This window comes from Aquirufa avitistagni (assembly GCF_042715545.1).
Taxonomy (GTDB): domain Bacteria; phylum Bacteroidota; class Bacteroidia; order Cytophagales; family Spirosomataceae; genus Aquirufa; species Aquirufa avitistagni.
This window is the reverse complement of sequence record NZ_JBBKXZ010000002.1, coordinates 348,917-366,760: the sequence shown is the minus strand read 5'-3', so window position 1 is coordinate 366,760 and position 17,844 is coordinate 348,917. Positions and strand designations below refer to the sequence as shown.

Genomic DNA, 17,844 nt, shown 5'->3' with positions numbered 1-17,844 from the left:
ACAGGCCTGATTTTTTTATCCACATTCATGCGGATCAATTGTGGATAAAATGAGGGTTTATTGGGTACTTATCCACAGGTCTGTCAACTGGAAGTTGGCCTTTATCTTTAACTTATTGGGAAAGAAATAAATTGCCTCTGGCTTCGTCTTGTCCTTGAAATTACCAATATCCCAACGGCCATTCTTATTCCGATCTTCGATGGCGCGCATTTCGTAGGTCGCCGGTTCGATATATGGAAAATTAAACGCTTTGCTTGTTTTGGTTTCGTATAACACCTCTTTTGTATCGGGATGAATCAACTGCACCACATAAGCTGTATTTGTTTTTGTTGTATTCACGGAGCCCGATATACTTCCATAGTTCTCCAAATCTTGAAATTCATAGGACTGCTTGAAGGCTTCCGACGAATCTTGTTCCACGGATACAAATGCCTTCTTTTCAATAGCCAGCGTGAATTTGGCACGTATCGGAAGATAGTCTTTCAATATGGTTAGCTCGTTGCCTATGTCATTCCAGCGGAAACCCGCGTCAGGCAAAAAACTTCGTTCGTCATCGCCTGTTTCAAAATAAACGAGCTGGGAATTAAAGCCCTGTACTGGTTTTTGTAAACGTATGCGTATCGAGTCTAGCGGGCTTAACGACTTGCCCATCGCCGGAAATACATCGTATTTATACGGAGTCTTGATCGGTTTTCCTTTGGTTACTTGCTCGCGGAATTTGATTCGAAATGTTTGTGTGATTTCACGCCCTAATGAATCGGCTAACTGCGCTTGGAATACCAGCGTATCCTTACGTTCCACGTTTCCTGCGTAAAAACGAATACCGCGATTTACTTCGATTTGATACGCCAAAGGCGATTTAGTCAAGTCGGCGCGGGATATCCCACGATTGAATTCTATCAATGCCGTCTTTGCGGTTGTTGTAGTCTTAGCAACTTTTAGGGGATCTAGGTTTTGTAGCGCCACCTGGAAATCCCGCGTTTGATTGGATTGTAAATCTATAAAGGGTTCGGTGATGAAATCAACGACTTCTTTATTCGAATTATATAGGAGGTTGTTATTCAGATCTAGAAATGCCGCCATGTAATACTTTCCGGCTGCCACGTTTTCCAGTTGGTAAACCCCCGCCGTATCCGTTTTGGTAAAATAGTACGGTTTGTTTTTTTCAATGCTCAACGTGTCTGTGTACGGATAAAGCCCAATTAAAATATTTTCTAATTTTTTATTTGTCTGCACATGGCGCACGCGACCGCTGATTTGCAGGGAATCAATCAGGTCTGAGGTGCTGAAAACGAGTTTAATATTCTTACCCACATTGCGTTCGGACACATCCTCAATCGCATTTCTGAAATTAAAGGTATAGGTTGTGTTCGGCTTCAAGGCACTATCGATTAGGATACTCAGGCCCATCGGGCGAATGCGCGTATCATACGTTCCTATGTTGGGCGTAATCAACAGTTCTTGATTGAGATTTTTGACAGTTACATATTCGTTGAATGTCAAATCCAATTTCTTACCACGAAAGTTCTTGCTTTTGTTGAGCGGAACCGATTGAATGACTTTGGGTGCCAGCGTATCTTTCTTCCCACCGGGAGGACTCGCCGTTTGTGCACAACTTTGCATCAGCGCCAAGGAAACACCGCAAGCCAAAAAGACGAGCGCCAGCGATCTCTTTAGATAATTAAACATGTTTGAACATATAAACATTGCTGGAGTAATTTCCGGTTTTTGCCCAGGCCAACGCGTTTGACCACAATCCCAATAGGAACGAATGTATCAACCGCTTGCCACCCGAGCGGTATTGGTTACTTAATAAGGCAATATAAAAACTATCAAAGATTTGGCCGCGCTGTTTCACGAGTTTAAAGCCATGTTTCTTAGCGACAAACTGAATTGTCTCTGGATTGAAATGATAAATATGACGCGGCACATCATAGGCCGCCCAATACTCCTTAAAATATCCAGCATCAAAACTCTTGGAATTAGGCAAGGCCAAAAGCAATTTTCCATCTGCCGAAATGCGCTTTTTGAAAAACTCAAAATAGGCATCCAATTCATATACGTGTTCGAGCACATGCCACAAGGTAATTAGCTCAAATTGTTTGTCCTCCGGAATTGCAGCTAAATTGGGATAGATTTTATCTTGAACTAGCGCGGCCGCACGAGCCGCCGTTTCCGGATCTAACTCCATGCCTGTAATGTTCCAGCCGGCATCCTGACAGGTCTTTAAAAAGTGGCCGTTTCCGCAGCCGATGTCTAATAGATTTTTGTTTCCCTTTTGGTCCGCTTGTATCCACCCTGCCTTTTGTTTCAAGGTGATATTTCGAACTGCGTGGTAAAGCTTATTGACCAAACCTTGTTGGGTGTCACTATGGGATATGTAGGTGTCCGACTTGTAAAAGTAGCCAGCCTCATCCGCCTTCGGTCGCGGGTTCGTGAAATTCAATCCACAATCCGAGCAAGCAACGATACCAAAACTATTTTGGGAAACCGTGTAATCTTTGGCTTCAAATTGTTTCTCAAAATTAGTTGACCCACATGCCGGGCAATGTTGTAATGTTTCCATATTAGCGGCCCATAAATAATAACAAAATGGATACGTCGGCAGCCGACACCCCCGAGATCCGACTTGCCTGACCAATCGTTTGTGGACGAATGGCTTTTAGCTTAATGCGCGATTCGGTCGACAAGGTTTTAATTTTATCGTAGTCGAATTGTGCCGGAATCGCGAGGTCTTCCATGCTCTTCATTTTCCCTACCATCAAGCGCTCCTTCTCAATATAGCTTTCGTATTTCACGACAATCTCAACTTGCTCAATCACTTCTTGTGAAAATTTCGCCTTTATATCTTGACCAATCTCATGATTTAATATCTGCTCGAAACTTAAGTCCGAACGTCTCAATAAATTCACGATTGGCGCACCTTCTTTTAGTGCGGCGGTTCCTTGTTCCACCAACCAATCATTTATCTCAGCGGGCTTGACTTTGGTTTGCGCGATGTACTGAGTTAACTCAGCCACCCGCTGTCTTTTGGCCAGGAAGGTGTCTAGTCTTTCTTGCGTCGCAAGCCCTAACCCAAATCCCTTTTCCGTCAAGCGCTCATCTGCATTATCTTGGCGCAACAATGTTCTAAATTCGGCCCGCGAAGTAAACATCCGGTACGGCTCATCGGTACCCTTATTAATCAAGTCGTCGATTAATACGCCGATGTACGCCTCCGACCTACTCAAGGTAAACGGTGTTAAATGGTGTGCTTGTTGGTGCGCATTAATTCCCGCCATCAATCCTTGACATGCCGCTTCTTCATATCCTGTCGTCCCGTTAATTTGGCCAGCAAAATATAAGCCTTTAACGCGCTTCGTTTCTAGGGTGGGCGTCAACTGTGTAGGTGGAAAATAATCGTATTCAATCGCATAACCCGGTCGGAACATTTTGGCATTTTCGAAACCGGGAATTAATCGGATGGCTTCAAATTGAATGTCTTCTGGAAGGGAGGTTGAAAACCCATTCACATAAATTTCTACCGTGTTCCACCCTTCTGGCTCCACGAAAATTTGATGTGAATCTTTATCGGCAAAGCGGTTGATTTTATCTTCGACCGATGGACAGTAGCGCGGACCCAAGCCTTTGATTCTTCCTGCAAACATCGGCGAGCGATCAAATCCTTTGCGTAAGACTTCATGCACTTTTTCGTTGGTGTGTGTAATCCAACAAGACCGTTGTTCTTGTATCGGCTCCTTGGTCATATATGAAAAGCTCGTTGGTATTTCATCCCCCTTCTGCTCTTCCATTTTGCTGTAATCTAAACTCCGACCATCCACGCGCGGCGGCGTTCCTGTCTTCATGCGGCCGGACTCAAAACCAAGTTCAACCAGCTGCTCGGTAATCCCCATGGCCATCGGCTCAGCCATACGACCTCCACCAAAATTCTTTTCACCAATGTGAATTAAACCATTTAAAAATGTTCCATTCGTCAGCACGACAGTGGGGGCAAAATACGACATGCCCATCCGCGTGATCACTCCTTTTACTTCATTATTTTCAACGATCAATTGCTGCACCGAGTCCTGCCAAAAGTCGACATTCAAATTTCGCTCCAATGCCCATCGCCATTCTTCCGCAAACTTCGCCCGGTCTGATTGACATCTAGGTGACCACATGGCCGGACCCTTAGAGCGGTTCAACATCCGGAATTGGATCATCGTTTTATCTGAGATAATTCCCGACATCCCACCCAGCGCGTCGATTTCACGAACGATCTGTCCCTTCGCCACGCCACCCATCGCTGGGTTGCAAGACATCTGGGCAATGGTCTGCATGTTCATGGTGACCAATAAAACTTTGGATCCCATTTGGGCAGCCGCATGCGCAGCCTCACAGCCTGCATGTCCCGCCCCTACCACGATTACATCGTATGAATTTTGCATATCTTTTTTTGTTTCACGTGGAACTTGTTGAGTTTTCAGCTCGTCGCGTTTCACGTGGAACGTATTAATTTCGTTTGGCTAAATAATAATCTTCCTTCGCTGTCATTAAAGATTTGTCGGCCTTCGCCTTGTCTTTATATCCACACAAGTGAAGCAATCCATGCACCATGACGCGTTGTAATTCGCTGTCGGCCGTGTTTAGTTTCGCCCCATTTTCAAGTACGCGTTCATGTGAAATAAAGATATCTCCCTCGATTAGATTCGGACTTTCTGAATTGTCAAAGGTGACGATATCGGTCAGCGTATCATGCTGCAAATAATCCTGATTAATCTTAAGCAGGTATTCGTCGGAGCAAAACACGTAGTTTAGTTCGCCTATTTTTTTCCCTTCTTCTGTTGCCACAGCCTTAAGCCATTGCTTGTGCTTGAGCTTTTCGGGCAGTTGGAATGCTAATTCTTCTGTATGGAAACTAATCATCTTCGCATATTAAACCGCGAATTTACGAAAAAGCATCCTCGAAATGCTCTATTTTAATCGCTTGTGGAAAAAAAGTGATAGCGATGCTGTCGAAGCGGATTTCTTTGTCCCAGTTTTCCTCCTCTTGGTAGCTAGCAGCTGCCTGATGAAAAAGGCTAGTTTTAGTCCTTCCGATGCGTTCTTCGGGATATCCGTGCCGAGTGTTGCGGAGCGATTTTATTTCGACAAAAACGAGAAAAATTCCGCGCTGGACGATTAAGTCTACTTCGGCTTTTCCGTTTCGATAGTTTCGTGCGCGAATACCATATCCGCTTTTCTGGAGAAATGTGGCGGCAGCTAATTCTGCTCTTTTTCCTTGCTGTAAATGTTTGGCCATTCTTGTATATTTGCTGGCCCCAAGGTGCTGGCTTTATTCCAAACAGCAAGCGCCAAAACTGATAATGTGCATGCAGAATAAAAATGTCCAGTTTGTTGATTTACATCTAACCCCCTATCAGCAGGCCTGGGATCTGCAAGAACATTTAATGGCACACACGGCGGCGGTTAAATTGGGCAACAGAAATCGATCAGAAGAATCGCTAGAGCCAACGGACAATTACTTATTATTCTGCGAACATCCACATGTCTATACGTTGGGAAAAAGCGGAGATGCAGCACATTTGTTGATGCAAGAATCTTTTCTACACACTATCGGCGCTACCTTTTATAAGACGAATCGCGGGGGTGATATTACCTATCACGGACCAGGCCAACTAGTAGGCTATCCGATTTTCGACTTGGAAAATTTCTTCACCGACATTCATCTATACCTACGCATGCTCGAAGAAGCGATTATGCGGACTTGTGCTGAATATGGGTTAAAGGCAGGCCGAATCGAAGGGTTAACAGGTGTTTGGATTAATCCCGAATCAGACGACACACGCAAAATCTGCGCCTTTGGCGTGAAAGCATCTCGCTGGATCAGTATGCACGGATTCGCCTTTAATGTCCAGCCCGATCTCTCCTATTTTGGCCACATTGTTCCCTGTGGCATTGCGACCAAAGGCGTAACCTCACTGAGCCAAGAATTAGGCCGCGAGATTAGCTTAGACGAAGTTAAACCCAAAGTGTTAGCTCACTTGCAAGACTTATTTCAGTTTCACACCCAACATGTTTCACGTGAAACATTACCCCAAGCCTAAGTTGTATGGATACCCGAATGAATTTTAAGAACACCTTATTTCTTGACATTGAAACGGTATCGGAATCCGCGGATTTTTCCCAATTGACAGAAGCTCGAAAAGAATTCTGGGTAAAAAAGGCGAAGAATTTAGTGAATCCGAATAATTTATCTGCTGAGGAATTGTATGTAGATCGTGCGGCTTTGTATGCCGAGTTTGGTAAGATTATTGTGATTGGGATGGGATTCTTATATGTGAATAAGCAGAAGGAATTAGCGCTTAAGGTGAAGACGATTGCGCATACGGATGAGAAGGTGCTGTTGGCTGAGTTTGCCGCATTTGTCGACAAGACGTATAAGTCGAAGGAATTGACGCTTGTCGCGCACAATGGAAAGGAGTTTGACTTTCCGTATTTATGCCGCAGGATGATGGTGAATGGTTTAGAGATTCCTCGCGCGCTGCAATTGCAGGGTAAAAAACCATGGGAAATCATCCATCAGGATACGATGGAGATGTGGAAATTTGGCGATCGTCGTTCGTTTACGTCGCTGGAATTATTGGCAGATTTGTTGGGAATTCGAGGTGCCAAAAGTGATTTATCTGGCGATCGCGTACATGCAGTATATTATCAAGATCAGGATTTACCGCGGATTACGGCGTACTGTATGGAGGATGTTATTGTTGTGGCTCAGCTCTACCTTCGCTTTCATTTCATGGACTTGGTTGAGCCACAACACATCGAAAAACTATAGTATTTTAGCTGGATTTCCGAAAGCTCTTTTGCTTGCAGGGATATTTTCTATCACAACACTTCCCGCTCCTACCGTGGCCCCTTTGCCTATTTTCACGCTACCTACGATGGTCGAGTGAATACCTACAAAGGCATTCTTTTCAATTTGTGCCTCTTTTCCTATGACAGATCCTGCACCGATCTGTACGAAAGATTCGATGACAGCGCCTGTTTCAACGATTGATCCAGCGCCGATGATCACATGGTCGCCAAGTTTACTCTCAGGAGAAATGATGGACGATGCGCCTATAAACAATCCATAAGCTAGGCTTTTCACATCTGCAATTTGAGCGCTGGGATGAATGGCGTGAACAGGTTTGGTACCGCGATCTTCCTCGATTAACTCAATCATTTTTTTGCGTTCCGTCGGGTTTTCCAAGGCTACATAAACGGAACAAGACTTGCCAATTAGGCCCCAATATGCATCATCTTCTGTCGTTCCTAGTACTGGAATTTCGCCGATCATCGTGTCTTTCTTTTTGATATCATCATCTAGAAATCCATATACGACGACCTCGTTTTTCTGAAAAATGTGTGCTACTTCTAAGGCAAATGGATTAACTCCGATAATGATTACGGGCAATGAAGTCATGTGTTTTCTATTTTATTTTGGCTGTAAAGGTACTCAAATCAAATGCAATTGAATTGTTTTCTGTGAAGATCAAAGAGGAGATTTCGGCCCCTAATGATACGTCTTGTCCCGCTGCTAATTTCCAGTTTGAACCATCTAACGGATGTAAGGTGTGCATGTAGCTTAAATCTCCGATTTCTTCGATGCGCCACGAATAGGCAATCTCGTCTGATGGCAGCGCAGTTTCAACTAAATTAATGCCGATATCTGCGCGGTATTTTCCTGCTGTATCCAGTGGTGCTTGCTTGATTTTGATATCGAAAATTTGGCGCTCATTGGTCTCTAGATTTGCATATAAGTCTGTCGATTCCGCTACATAGGTTTCATCTGCAATGCTCACCAAGGCGTCTAATAAAATGGCTGCATTCATGCGGCGCAAGGATTGTTTCTCCAGATCCCATCCTGCCCCACCAGCTTCCACCAGTAGCAATCCATATCCGCGGGATTGAAAGGTATCTCCAAAGGCACGGGCGTTGAATTCGTCTGTCCATTTGGCTACTTTGTTGGGTAAATAACGTTGGGTGAATCGCGTAAGGCGGTTGGCCAACTGTGCTGCCCGGGTACGCGAAGGCGTCCATGTTCCTGCCTCGTCACCAGCGGTTGCCAAGAAGGCAATGTGCGTTTGATGTGCGCTATCGCCTACGGAATAAAGCCGATTTTGATCATGCAAGTTGAACGCAAACAGTGGCTTTTTGCTGTCGGCCCAGGAAGACAACAGCCGAGCTTCCACACTATTTTGTGCTTGCGCATCGCGATTCATGTCAATGCCCAAAGCCGTTTCGCGGGTCCAACGAGCCGCCCCATCTGCATTCAAGCGCGGGATGACATACAAACTTATTTTCTGATGCAATTTTTCCCTGATTTCAATCGACTCTTTCGAGTCAAGGGATAAAAAGCGGAAGATATCAGCTAAAGCCATCGTAGCCGTTGCCTCATCCCCATGCATTTGTGACCAGGCGATTACAGGGATCGGGCCGGACCCAAAACTGACCTCATGAATCGGTCTAGCTTCGGTGGTTTGGCCGATTTGTGTGACGGTAAAATGGGGCGATGCCGACCAGCCTGCGACTAGATTTTCCCAGGTACTAGCCGCGAACCTGCGCTTGGTTAACGTGGGTTCTTGGTAATTCGGATGCTGATCATAGAAGTAGTCAAACATTAGCGATATGGGGGTTTGGGTAAATAATCAGCCCATGGCTGAACTTTAAATATGCCTTCTTTTCCCGAGAAGTAAATGACCATCAGGGTAACGAATAGATAACAGAACCATGCTTGAGGTCCGAATAATTCACAGCCAAGTAACAGACCGGTGATCGGGGTTTTAGCTAAACCACAATAAAGCGATGTGAATCCGATGGCCGCGAGTAATGGAATGGGGAAATTAATGTAGGCCGATAAACCTGCCGCCGCATGGGAGCCAATTAAAAATAAAGGTGTCGCTTCTCCCCCTTTAAATCCAAGACTGAGACTTAGCGCTGTCGCGAATAATTTAGTGGGCGCAAATTCCCACCCATCAAACTTGTCTGAAAATGGTCGGAGTAAAAATTCAGAACCCAATCCGACCGATTCTGAAAATATGGAAATTTGAAATAGGCCGAGCAAAATTAAGCCCGCCAGAATCCCTTTGAGAGCCGGCTGTATGGGTAATTTCCCGTACAAAGAAAAAATAATCAATTCTAAGCGCGTATAAATCAACCCTATCAGACCTAAAAATAGGCCAATAAACGCTAATTTGGCCCAAAATGAGGCCGAAATAGGTGGCAAAAAAACCTGGGGGTATAAAACGTGTTTTGTGCCCCACACGTGGAGACTGACAAAATTGGCCGCAAATGCGAGGACAATGCACGCAAAAAAGGAAGGCCAATGAATTTTGCCCACCTTCCCTACCTCGAGTCCGAAAAAGCAGCCGGCTAATGGAGTTCCAAAAACGGCAGCGAATCCTGCGCTCATTCCTGCGCGGAGCCAGATCGATTTTTCTTCTGAGGAGACTTGAAATTTTTCACTTAGATAGGCCGACAAGTTTCCGCCCATCATGATGGCCGTTCCTTCACGGCCGACCGATGCGCCCACGATGTGGCTGACCCACGTGGCAACTAAAATAAATGGAGTGGCCACAGGCGATGTTGTGGCTGAGGGAGAAGCAATAAATTGTTTGGTACTGATTTGCGCCCACGAGCTGGAGCGAACTACGTAAAAGAGTATACCCACGAGCGGTAATCCATATAGCCACATGGGTTGGCGCATCGAAGCAATCACCTCCAAGCCCCATAAAAACAACGAGGCCAAACTTCCCGTAGCGAAGGAAAGCAAGATTCCGATCAGGAGGCGTTTGACCCAAATTGACTGCATAGAAGCAAAAATTTGTTTCAAAGGTAGGGAATTTTATTTTGCCTACCTTTGTGCGGTCAAGTTCAGCTTGCCTGAACGAATTGAATTCCCTTTATGACTGATTTTGCATCACTTGGCTTAAACCCACAATTGCAGCGCGCTTGCGAGGCCGTGGGCTACACCTCAGCTACTCCTATTCAGGAACAGGCGATTCCCATGATGTTGCAGGGGCATGATGTGTTAGGCATTGCCCAGACGGGAACAGGTAAAACGGCAGCCTACGCCTTACCTTTATTGATGCGCATTAAATACGCCCAAGGTAAAAATCCGCGAGCCCTTATCTTAGCTCCCACGCGTGAATTGGTCATGCAAATCCATGAAGTGATGGTGGGTTTGGCGCAGTTTACAGACCTACGTTTATTGGCACTGTATGGTGGATTAGGGCCAAAGACGCAGATTCAAACCCTAGAGGCGGGGGTGGACATTTTGGTTTCTACACCCGGTCGGTTTTTAGAATTATATCGCAAAGATGCGATCGTTGTGAAAGAATTAAAGTTCTTGATTTTAGACGAAGCGGACAAAATGATGGACATGGGTTTCATGCCGCAGATCCGCGAAATTTTAGAAAAGATCCCCTATAAAAAGCGTCAAAATGGTTTGTTCTCAGCGACCTTCCCGGAGAAAGTGGAGAACCTGTCCCATGAGTTTTTGGAGTTTCCTTTACGGATTGAAGTGACGCCTCAGGCGACACCTGCTAGCCAAGTAACACAGTATGTGTTTCAAGCGGAAAACTTGAAAACCAAAATTAACGCCTTGGAATACTTCTTGCAACAACCTCAATTTGAGCGTGTTATGATATTCTGTCGGAGCAAGGACGCTGTAAACCAAGTAGAAAAATACTTAACTCGTAAAGTCTTACCCGAGGATCAAGTACGGGTGATTCACTCGAATAAAGGTCAAAATACCCGGATCAATGCCATGCAACAATTTCGCGAGGGATTGGTGAAAGTATTGGTGACGACGGATGTGGCGTCACGCGGCATTGATATTCCGAAGGTGTCGCATGTCATCAACTTTGATGTGCCGCTAATTTATGAGGACTATGTGCATCGGATTGGTCGGACAGGACGTGCGGAGCAAGTGGGGGAGTCGATCACATTTATCACCTTGGCCGAGCAATATCACTGGGCAAAGATTGAGGAAATCATCCAACAGAAGATAGAGATTGCCCCATTACCCGAAGGAATATTGATTGAAGAAACGCCTTTTTTAGAGCAGCAAGATATGTTGCGTGCGGTGGATGATCAGCGCAAGCGCGAGGATCCGGATTTCAAAGGCGCATTTCATGAGAAAAAGTGGGTCATCAAAGCCCGCGCGAGTGGAAAAAAAGTACCTACGCGCAAAGCGGTGACGAAGGCCGGACCGAAGGGGGGCGCGAAGCTTGATCCTAAGCCGGCACCGCGCAATAACCGACCAGGAAAAAATGCCAAATTTCGTCCGGGTGGTACGACAAATAAAAAGAAACGGTAGATTTGCATCCGATGAAAACACGATTACTGATACTATGCTTTTTGGCAAGCTTTACGGCACAGTCGGCCGTTCTAGACTCCTTGCAAAAAGAGGCAAAATACTTGCCATTATACGGGCAGAAAGCCCTGTCTAAAAAAGATCAAGCGGAACTAACCCAGTTTGTGGAGTCCTGTGATGCGAGTTTTGGCTCGCGGAAAGAGGCAAGCGATTTCTTCGTGGAACGCGCTTGGGAGTATGTAACCGCCGGAAAATTAGATACGGCAACCTACCGGTTTAACTTATTGCATGCCTTGAATGACCAGTCGGTGGATGCCTATTGGGGCCTCGGTGTCATCACCTTTCAGCGCAAAGATTTTCCTAAAGCCATTGAATTTTTAGAAAAAGGATTGAGTTTGGATACGGCGCAGGCGATCTTGCGTGTCGACTTAGCGGTGGTTCAATTGAGTTGTTATTTGAAGCAAATGGAATGTGGAACGTTGGATGGGGTAGAGGAGCATTTGGCGATTGCGTTGCGCCAACAACCCGGATATGGGATGGCGTGGATGAAGCGGGCGCAAGTGGCGTATTTGCAGGAGCGCTATGCGGATGCATGGACGTATTTACATACCTGCAGGAAGCTGGACATCACGCAGCTTGATATTAGTTTAGGCCAATTGTTAGCGGAAAAAATGCCTGATCCAGAGGGCGTATTTAAGTAAAAGAGTATGGGAATTCGGTCATTTTTCGCGAAACCATTTGCCAAACGCATCGTGAAACAGCATCAGCGTTCGCATGCCCAGGCGGTTCAAATTCAGGAAAATTGGTTGAAAGAAAACCTGAAGAAAGCCGAAAAAACAATCTTTGGTCAAGCCTACGAATTCGACAAGATCCGAAATTATTTAGAGTATAAAATCCGTGTTCCTATTGCGGAATATGAGGATTTAAAGACTTACATCGACGAGATGGTTTTAGGATCACCGGACATATTATGGCCTGGCAAACCGGCCTATTTTGCGAAGACATCAGGCACCACCTCGGGTGCGAAATACATACCTATTTCGAAGGAATCCATGCCTTTTCATATTGCTGGCGCGCGTGATGCCTTATTGCATTACGTACACCACTCCGGAAATGCGGCCTTTTTGGATCAAAAATTGATTTTTCTATCGGGTTCTCCGGAGTTGGAAACGAAAAATGGGATACCTACGGGTCGGCTTTCGGGTATTGTGAATCACCATGTTCCGGGTTATTTGCGCGGGAATCAATTGCCAACGTATGCAACGAATTGCATTGATGATTGGGAGGAGAAATTGTCCGCGATTGTGGGGGAGACAATAGACCAACGGATGGGATTGATATCTGGAATTCCGCCTTGGGTACAGATGTATTTTGATCGCTTGGAGGTGCAGTCGGGCCAAAAAATAGGTGATTTATTTCCTGATTTTCAACTGTTTGTGACGGGTGGGGTGAATTTTGAACCTTACCGACAAAAAATAATGGAGTCGATTGGACGGGATATTGATGTGGTAGAGACATATCCGGCGTCGGAGGGATTCATCGCATTTCAGGATTCGACTGGTGAGGAGGGTTTATTGCTGAATGTGGATGGCGGAATTTTTTATGAGTTTGTTCCCACGGAAACCTATTTCACCGCAGCGCCGAAGCGACTCTCATTAGCGGAGGTGCAGTTGGGCGTAAATTATGCGTTATTGATGTCTACGAATGCAGGTTTGTGGTCTTATTCGATTGGGGACACGGTCAAATTTGTGTCCTTGAATCCATTCCGTATTGTGGTGACGGGAAGAATTAAGCATTTTATTTCGGCTTTTGGGGAACATGTGATTGCGGAGGAAGTGGAACGCGCGATGGCTGAGGCGCGCAAGGCCTATCCCGACGTGCAGCTGGTGGAGTTCACCGTTGCCCCCCAAGTAAACCCCGAAAAAGGCGATTTGCCGCACCATGAGTGGTTGGTGGAACTATCTGGCCACTTTGCCGACAAAGCAGGATTTCAAGCCATATTAGAGGCCTCTATGCGTGCCCAAAATATTTACTACCAAGATTTGATTACGGGCAAGGTGTTGCGCGGATTGGAATTGACGATTTTGGCGCCGAATGCATTCATTGATTACATGAAATCGCAGGGTAAGTTGGGTGGCCAAAACAAAGTCCCTCGGTTATCGAATGACCGTGTCATTGCGGATGGTTTACGCGCCTTTTCGGCGAATTAATTTTTCCCTTGTTTCTTGAGTTGATCCCGAATTTCGGTCAGCAATTTGTCGGTGGAACTCAGGCTCTCATCCTTGGGTTCGTCGGTGATTTTCAATTTATTTATCCCCTTAATTGCCAAAAACAACACAAAGGCAATCATCAAAAACTGGATGGTTGCGGCAAGAGATTTGCCATATTTGACAGCACCCCAGGAAAGCTTGTCGATGTCGGCCACGCCCGCTGCATGGGTTGCCGGGGCTAATATAAGTGGCGTAATCACGTCTTCTACCAATGAATTAATGATGCTCGAAAACGCTGCTCCGATCACGACGGCCACGGAAAGTTCGATGACATTTCCTTTAATGGCGAAGGCTTTAAATTCTTTTATCCAGGACATGGGGGCAAAGGTAGGGAAAATAGTCGCTAGTCACTAGTCGTCAGTCGCTAGTAGTCAGTGGTCAGTCCGGAGGGAAATAGTCCGGAGGGTAGCAGTCTTTATTCCGAAATGTTGAGACGCGATACTTCGCGGCTACAGTCCGAAGTCATCAGTCCGAAAGATACTTTTATAAATATCTTGGCGCTCAGTTCTCAATTTTTATAATGCCCCCTAAGATTCAAGATTAAAATTTGATCCGGATGAACGCTATAAATTAGGCGGTGTTTATCTGTAATTCTTCTGGACCAAAAACCCGTTAAAACATGTTTAAGTTTTTCAGGCTTTCCGATGCCTTCATATGGGTTTTTTTCAATTGAATCAATTAGTAATTCAATCCGCTTTAAAATTGATTTTTGATTTGTGGATTTCCAATGAGCAAGATCAGTTAACGCTTGTGCAGAAAGTTTTATTTCCACAATAAATCCGGAGAGAAATTCGTGTAATTTCCATTTTCCACGTCTTTCATTCCGCCTAACACCTTGTTAACTATTTCGGCATTATATGAAGATTCAAATTCTTCAAAAGTGATATTATTATCCAAAAGCCATTTTGATATTAGCTCCAATTCTTTTTGGTCTTTTGGTAGAATTTGAATTGATTTTTTCATATTCAAATGTAATGTTTTTTTACATATAAGTTCGAGCGTGTTCATGGGTTAGGATTTAAAGTTATAACCCAAAATTACGTCTCGAAGGATGCATTAGCTATTCTGTTTTTGACTGAATGATAGATTATCAGTCCAACTAGACACTAGACGTTAGACGCTGGACGTTAGACATGTGTAAAAGTATTCTCCGGACTAATTCCCTTCGGACTGATATCCAGCGTCCAGCGTCTGATGTCTAACGTCCAACGTCTAGTTTGACTGACGACTAGTGACTAGCGACTAGCGACTTTGTTTCTTTGTCAAATTTCTGTTTTCTGCCGAATCGTTTACATAACGTATATAAATATTTCTATTTCTTTGTTTTCCGATAAGCAGAATTCGCATGAAATGTTATCGCATCCGTGAGCAATCTCGCGTGACGTTTTTGATGGGAAATCAAATTGGCTCTTCCGAATTGGAATATGACCAATTGAGCGGAAGGCTTATTATTAATTTTTTGCTGCAAGAAGGCAAAAAAATTCGGATGACACATACCTTGAATTTAGAGGATTTTCAGTTGTTTGAAATACGCTGGGAACGGTTTAAGGTATCCGACGAGATATTTTTTGACTTGGGGGAATTTACCCGAGTAATGGCTACATAAAATGTATTTTAGAACAAGGAGTAGTAGAAACCCAATCGATTTTTTCGATTGGGTTTTTTGTTATTAAAAGGTTCCTCATTACCTTCACCGCAAACAAAACAAAACAACAACACCATTGCAATATACCGTTGAATATGTTTACTATTTCGTCCTATCCACACTGCTGTGGATTTTTGGGTTCAATTTGGTACTGCGAAAAGGTCATGCTGCGTCTAAATTTTTAGGCTTCTATTTTATTGCTTTTGGTATTCGACTATTTCTTTCTTATTATGCCACAGATGGGCGTATAACGCAGTATCCGCACCTTTTTCGCGTCTTATCCCCGTTTCATTTCTTGTTCGGGCCTTTGGCACTTCTTTTTTTACGTTATATTCTAACACCCAATAAAAAATTTACACGCTGGCATTGTTTACACTTTCTGCCTTTTGTATTACACGCCCTGGAATTAATGCCGTTCTATTTGGGTCCAGTGGAAAATAAATTGGAAGAAATCCATCAGGTATTTCAGGCGCAATCTCTCGTTAACTATGTAAGTCATGCGGGTATTGTTCCAATCAAAATTATATCCCTGCTTAAGTTGGCATCTGTCGGCGGATACGCCATTGCGGGCATCATTTTACTAGCCAAATTCATCTCCCAAAATTCAAAGGCCTTTTACCAAAAAAACAAACTTATTCTTAACTGGCTCATCGCAGACGCGACGATTCGCTTCGTTTCCTTGATCTGTGTGATTGCCTATGCAACAGGAAAAATCAGTTTCAATAATCTTAATTTTTCTTATGCAGATTTATTGATGCACCTCGATGCAACCTTCAATGTCATCGTTGTTTTTCTATATCCGTATTTGTTAGACGGCCCGCAATTTACTTCGCTGGTACACCGACTGAACGATGGCGATCGGATACCGGAAGCAGATGAGAATCTACAGAAACTTCAGAAATACCAACAAATTTCCATTAATCTTGAGCAAATTTTGGAGGAAGATGCGATCTTCCTTAATCCGCAGCTGGTACAAGAACATGTGGCCAATCGTCTCCAAATTTCCGTGCGGGAGCTGTCGCGCACGATCTCGTATGTTTATGGTCTCAGCTTCCCCGATTTTATCAATACCTGGCGAATTCAATACCTCGTGGAGAAACGAAAATCAAATGATGCTTGGCGTTCTTATTCACTTGAGGTGCTTGCTGAGTCTGGCGGATTTGGCTCTCGCCAAGGATTATCTAACGCAACGAATCGCCTATACCAAACAAGCCCCGGCAAGTATTTTGGTTCAAATGAGGCAGAATAACCGCATTTATTAATTGTCAAATTTTTGTTTCGAACCAAAATTGTTACAGAAGCTATTGTCCAACTTTTGCTTTTTTGTTGGTATAATGCTTGTTCTACATGTCAAATAATATCTGGCCGCTTTATTTCTTTTCTTTGGTGAGTTCACTCTGCGTGCTCTTTGGCCTAAACTTTTTGTTGCGCAAAGGCAAGTTGATTGTTGCGAAGGTGCTGGCAGTTCAATTTTTAGTACTCGCTTATTTAGTGGTTGCGGCCTATTTTCTGTTACCAGAAAACATTATAGAAACCCCTTATTTCTTTCGGACTTTAGCACCGCTTTTTTACACGCTGCCTCCACTGAACTTTTTATTTATTTGGTATTTATTTCATCCCAATGCCAAACTCAAATGGACCCATTTCTTACTATTTATTCCCTTCCTACTTCAAACTATTGAGAACCTTCCATTCTACCTAAGTTCAAAAGCTGTCAAAATTCAGGAAATTAAATGGATGCACACACAGGGTGACTACTTTGCCTACAGCCCCCAATTTATGTGGTTCGATCCCATCATACATATTTATGCGAAGTTGGTGATGTATGTAATTTTCTACATCGCCATGGTTTACTATTACCTTATTTTCCGCAGGAAAAAGGAAAATCAAATCTTATTCCAACGAGGTATGTTTCATTTTTGGATCATTGGAATTTTGGTTTTTCGGCTGAGCACCGTGTTTTATATTTGGTATACCTTCATTTTTACGGGTCAAGGCAAGGCCTCATTTATTTCCACAGATTACCTGTTGATTGCTGAATTTGTCTTCAACCTTTTCTTCCTCGCGATTAATCCAAAATTACTGGATGTGCGCATTTTAGCGGAGCAATTACGCGGAACAGAGGAAGAGTTTGCTGCGAAACCCGCGGTTATGACGGAACAGGATGAAGAACGGTTAAAAGAACTAGCCGCTAAGATTGAGGACTATTTTAGGTCGACCGAAGTGTTTTTGAATTCGCAATTGAGCGCTGAATTATTGGGTTCGTTGACGGGGCATCCGCACCGACAAATCGGCCAAGCGGTAAAATATGTGCATAACATTTCATTTCGCGATTACTTGAATAACTATCGAATTCAATACTTAGAAAAGCGGATGTTGGACCCTAAATACGACGCCAAATCATCCATTGAAACATTAGCTGAATCAGCAGGTTTTGGATCTCGCCAAAGTTTTTACACTGCTTTCCGGAAGGCCAAAGGCTGCACGCCTAAGGAGTATTTTAGTCAAATAAATTAGTCCAACTTCTGTATCGGGCATTTTTCTTGACATATCTCCCTGTCTCATTTTTATTTCTTTGTTTGCCGTAA

19 protein-coding genes are annotated in these 17,844 nt (G+C 44.2%); 8 read left to right on the top strand and 11 right to left on the bottom strand.

All coding sequences use genetic code 11. From position 1 onward, the window contains the following. Positions 1-57: 57 nt before the first annotated feature. The 5 genes from U0R10_RS07360 to U0R10_RS07340 form a co-directional block, all read right to left on the bottom strand. Positions 58-1,689 carry an Ig-like domain-containing domain gene (locus U0R10_RS07360; protein WP_377983315.1) on the bottom strand — a complete coding sequence of 544 codons (1,632 nt, stop codon included), beginning with the start codon at positions 1,687-1,689 and terminating at the stop codon, positions 58-60. Continuing rightward, complete coding sequence (locus U0R10_RS07355) at positions 1,682-2,566, bottom strand: class I SAM-dependent methyltransferase (protein WP_377983314.1); 885 nt, start codon at positions 2,564-2,566, stop codon at positions 1,682-1,684. The genes U0R10_RS07360 and U0R10_RS07355 overlap by 8 nt, the downstream gene beginning before the upstream one ends. Before the next feature lies 1 nt (position 2,567). Beyond that, positions 2,568-4,427 carry a tRNA uridine-5-carboxymethylaminomethyl(34) synthesis enzyme MnmG gene (gene mnmG, locus U0R10_RS07350; RefSeq protein ID WP_377983313.1) on the bottom strand — a complete coding sequence of 620 codons (1,860 nt, stop codon included), beginning with the start codon at positions 4,425-4,427 and terminating at the stop codon, positions 2,568-2,570. Between the two features lie 64 nt (positions 4,428-4,491). Beyond that, positions 4,492-4,905 carry an rRNA maturation RNase YbeY gene (ybeY, locus tag U0R10_RS07345; protein ID WP_377983312.1) on the bottom strand — a complete coding sequence of 138 codons (414 nt, stop codon included), beginning with the start codon at positions 4,903-4,905 and terminating at the stop codon, positions 4,492-4,494. Positions 4,906-4,927: 22 nt separating this feature from the next. Further along, the gene (locus U0R10_RS07340; protein WP_377983311.1) at positions 4,928-5,281 is read right to left on the bottom strand and encodes a YraN family protein; all 354 of its coding nucleotides are present in this window, start codon (positions 5,279-5,281) and stop codon (positions 4,928-4,930) included. 70 nt (positions 5,282-5,351) lie between these two features. Here U0R10_RS07340 and lipB point away from each other — a divergent pair, with 70 nt between their 5' ends. Both lipB and U0R10_RS07330 read left to right on the top strand, forming a co-directional pair. Continuing rightward, entirely contained in the window at positions 5,352-6,086 is a 735-nt protein-coding gene (gene lipB / locus U0R10_RS07335; protein WP_377983310.1) for a lipoyl(octanoyl) transferase LipB, read from the top strand. 17 nt (positions 6,087-6,103) lie between these two features. Beyond that, on the top strand, positions 6,104-6,817 hold the full coding sequence (locus tag U0R10_RS07330) for a 3'-5' exonuclease (RefSeq protein ID WP_377983309.1): 714 nt from the start codon (positions 6,104-6,106) through the stop codon (positions 6,815-6,817). Here the strand turns inward: U0R10_RS07330 and U0R10_RS07325 are convergent. The 3 genes from U0R10_RS07325 to U0R10_RS07315 are packed head-to-tail and all read right to left on the bottom strand — an operon-like array spanning position 6,812 to position 9,835. Beyond that, positions 6,812-7,447: a DapH/DapD/GlmU-related protein gene (locus U0R10_RS07325; RefSeq protein WP_377983308.1), complete on the bottom strand. Its 636-nt coding sequence runs from the start codon at positions 7,445-7,447 to the stop codon at positions 6,812-6,814. The two genes, U0R10_RS07330 and U0R10_RS07325, sit on opposite strands and share 6 nt — an antisense overlap. A 7-nt stretch (positions 7,448-7,454) precedes the next feature. Beyond that, positions 7,455-8,645 carry a M14 family zinc carboxypeptidase gene (locus U0R10_RS07320; protein WP_377983307.1) on the bottom strand — a complete coding sequence of 397 codons (1,191 nt, stop codon included), beginning with the start codon at positions 8,643-8,645 and terminating at the stop codon, positions 7,455-7,457. Beyond that, positions 8,645-9,835, bottom strand: coding sequence for a chloride channel protein (locus U0R10_RS07315; RefSeq protein ID WP_377983306.1), 1,191 nt, complete (start codon positions 9,833-9,835; stop codon positions 8,645-8,647). The genes U0R10_RS07320 and U0R10_RS07315 overlap by 1 nt, the downstream gene beginning before the upstream one ends. Positions 9,836-9,928: 93 nt before the next feature. On the opposite strand from U0R10_RS07315, the gene U0R10_RS07310 reads away from it, so the two are divergent. From U0R10_RS07310 to U0R10_RS07300, 3 genes are read left to right on the top strand one after another with little or no spacing between them, the layout of a single operon-like run. Further along, on the top strand, positions 9,929-11,344 hold the full coding sequence (locus U0R10_RS07310; RefSeq protein WP_377983305.1) for a DEAD/DEAH box helicase: 1,416 nt from the start codon (positions 9,929-9,931) through the stop codon (positions 11,342-11,344). Positions 11,345-11,355: 11 nt separating this feature from the next. Beyond that, on the top strand, positions 11,356-12,042 hold the full coding sequence (locus U0R10_RS07305; RefSeq protein WP_377983304.1) for a tetratricopeptide repeat protein: 687 nt from the start codon (positions 11,356-11,358) through the stop codon (positions 12,040-12,042). A gap of 6 nt (positions 12,043-12,048) precedes the next feature. Beyond that, positions 12,049-13,551 carry a GH3 auxin-responsive promoter family protein gene (locus U0R10_RS07300; RefSeq protein WP_377983303.1) on the top strand — a complete coding sequence of 501 codons (1,503 nt, stop codon included), beginning with the start codon at positions 12,049-12,051 and terminating at the stop codon, positions 13,549-13,551. Here the strand turns inward: U0R10_RS07300 and mscL are convergent. From mscL to U0R10_RS07285, 3 genes are all read right to left on the bottom strand, one after another. Continuing rightward, complete coding sequence (mscL, locus tag U0R10_RS07295) at positions 13,548-13,928, bottom strand: large conductance mechanosensitive channel protein MscL (protein WP_377983302.1); 381 nt, start codon at positions 13,926-13,928, stop codon at positions 13,548-13,550. The two genes, U0R10_RS07300 and mscL, sit on opposite strands and share 4 nt — an antisense overlap. A 191-nt stretch (positions 13,929-14,119) precedes the next feature. Continuing rightward, complete coding sequence (locus U0R10_RS07290; RefSeq protein ID WP_377983301.1) at positions 14,120-14,383, bottom strand: Txe/YoeB family addiction module toxin; 264 nt, start codon at positions 14,381-14,383, stop codon at positions 14,120-14,122. Beyond that, positions 14,374-14,619 (bottom strand): DUF2683 family protein, encoded by a 246-nt coding sequence (locus U0R10_RS07285; protein ID WP_377983300.1) that lies wholly within the window; start codon positions 14,617-14,619, stop codon positions 14,374-14,376. Before U0R10_RS07285 ends, U0R10_RS07290 begins: the two co-directional genes overlap by 10 nt. 337 nt (positions 14,620-14,956) lie before the next feature. Here U0R10_RS07285 and U0R10_RS07280 point away from each other — a divergent pair, with 337 nt between their 5' ends. The 3 genes from U0R10_RS07280 (at position 14,957) to U0R10_RS07270 (ending at position 17,773) form a co-directional block, all read left to right on the top strand. Beyond that, a complete protein-coding gene (locus U0R10_RS07280; RefSeq protein WP_377983299.1) occupies positions 14,957-15,217 on the top strand; it encodes a hypothetical protein in 261 nt (86 codons plus the stop codon). 448 nt (positions 15,218-15,665) lie between these two features. Beyond that, positions 15,666-16,505: a helix-turn-helix domain-containing protein gene (locus U0R10_RS07275; RefSeq protein WP_377983298.1), complete on the top strand. Its 840-nt coding sequence runs from the start codon at positions 15,666-15,668 to the stop codon at positions 16,503-16,505. 98 nt (positions 16,506-16,603) lie between these two features. Then, on the top strand, positions 16,604-17,773 hold the full coding sequence (locus U0R10_RS07270; protein WP_377983297.1) for a helix-turn-helix domain-containing protein: 1,170 nt from the start codon (positions 16,604-16,606) through the stop codon (positions 17,771-17,773). Positions 17,774-17,844 lie beyond the last annotated feature (71 nt).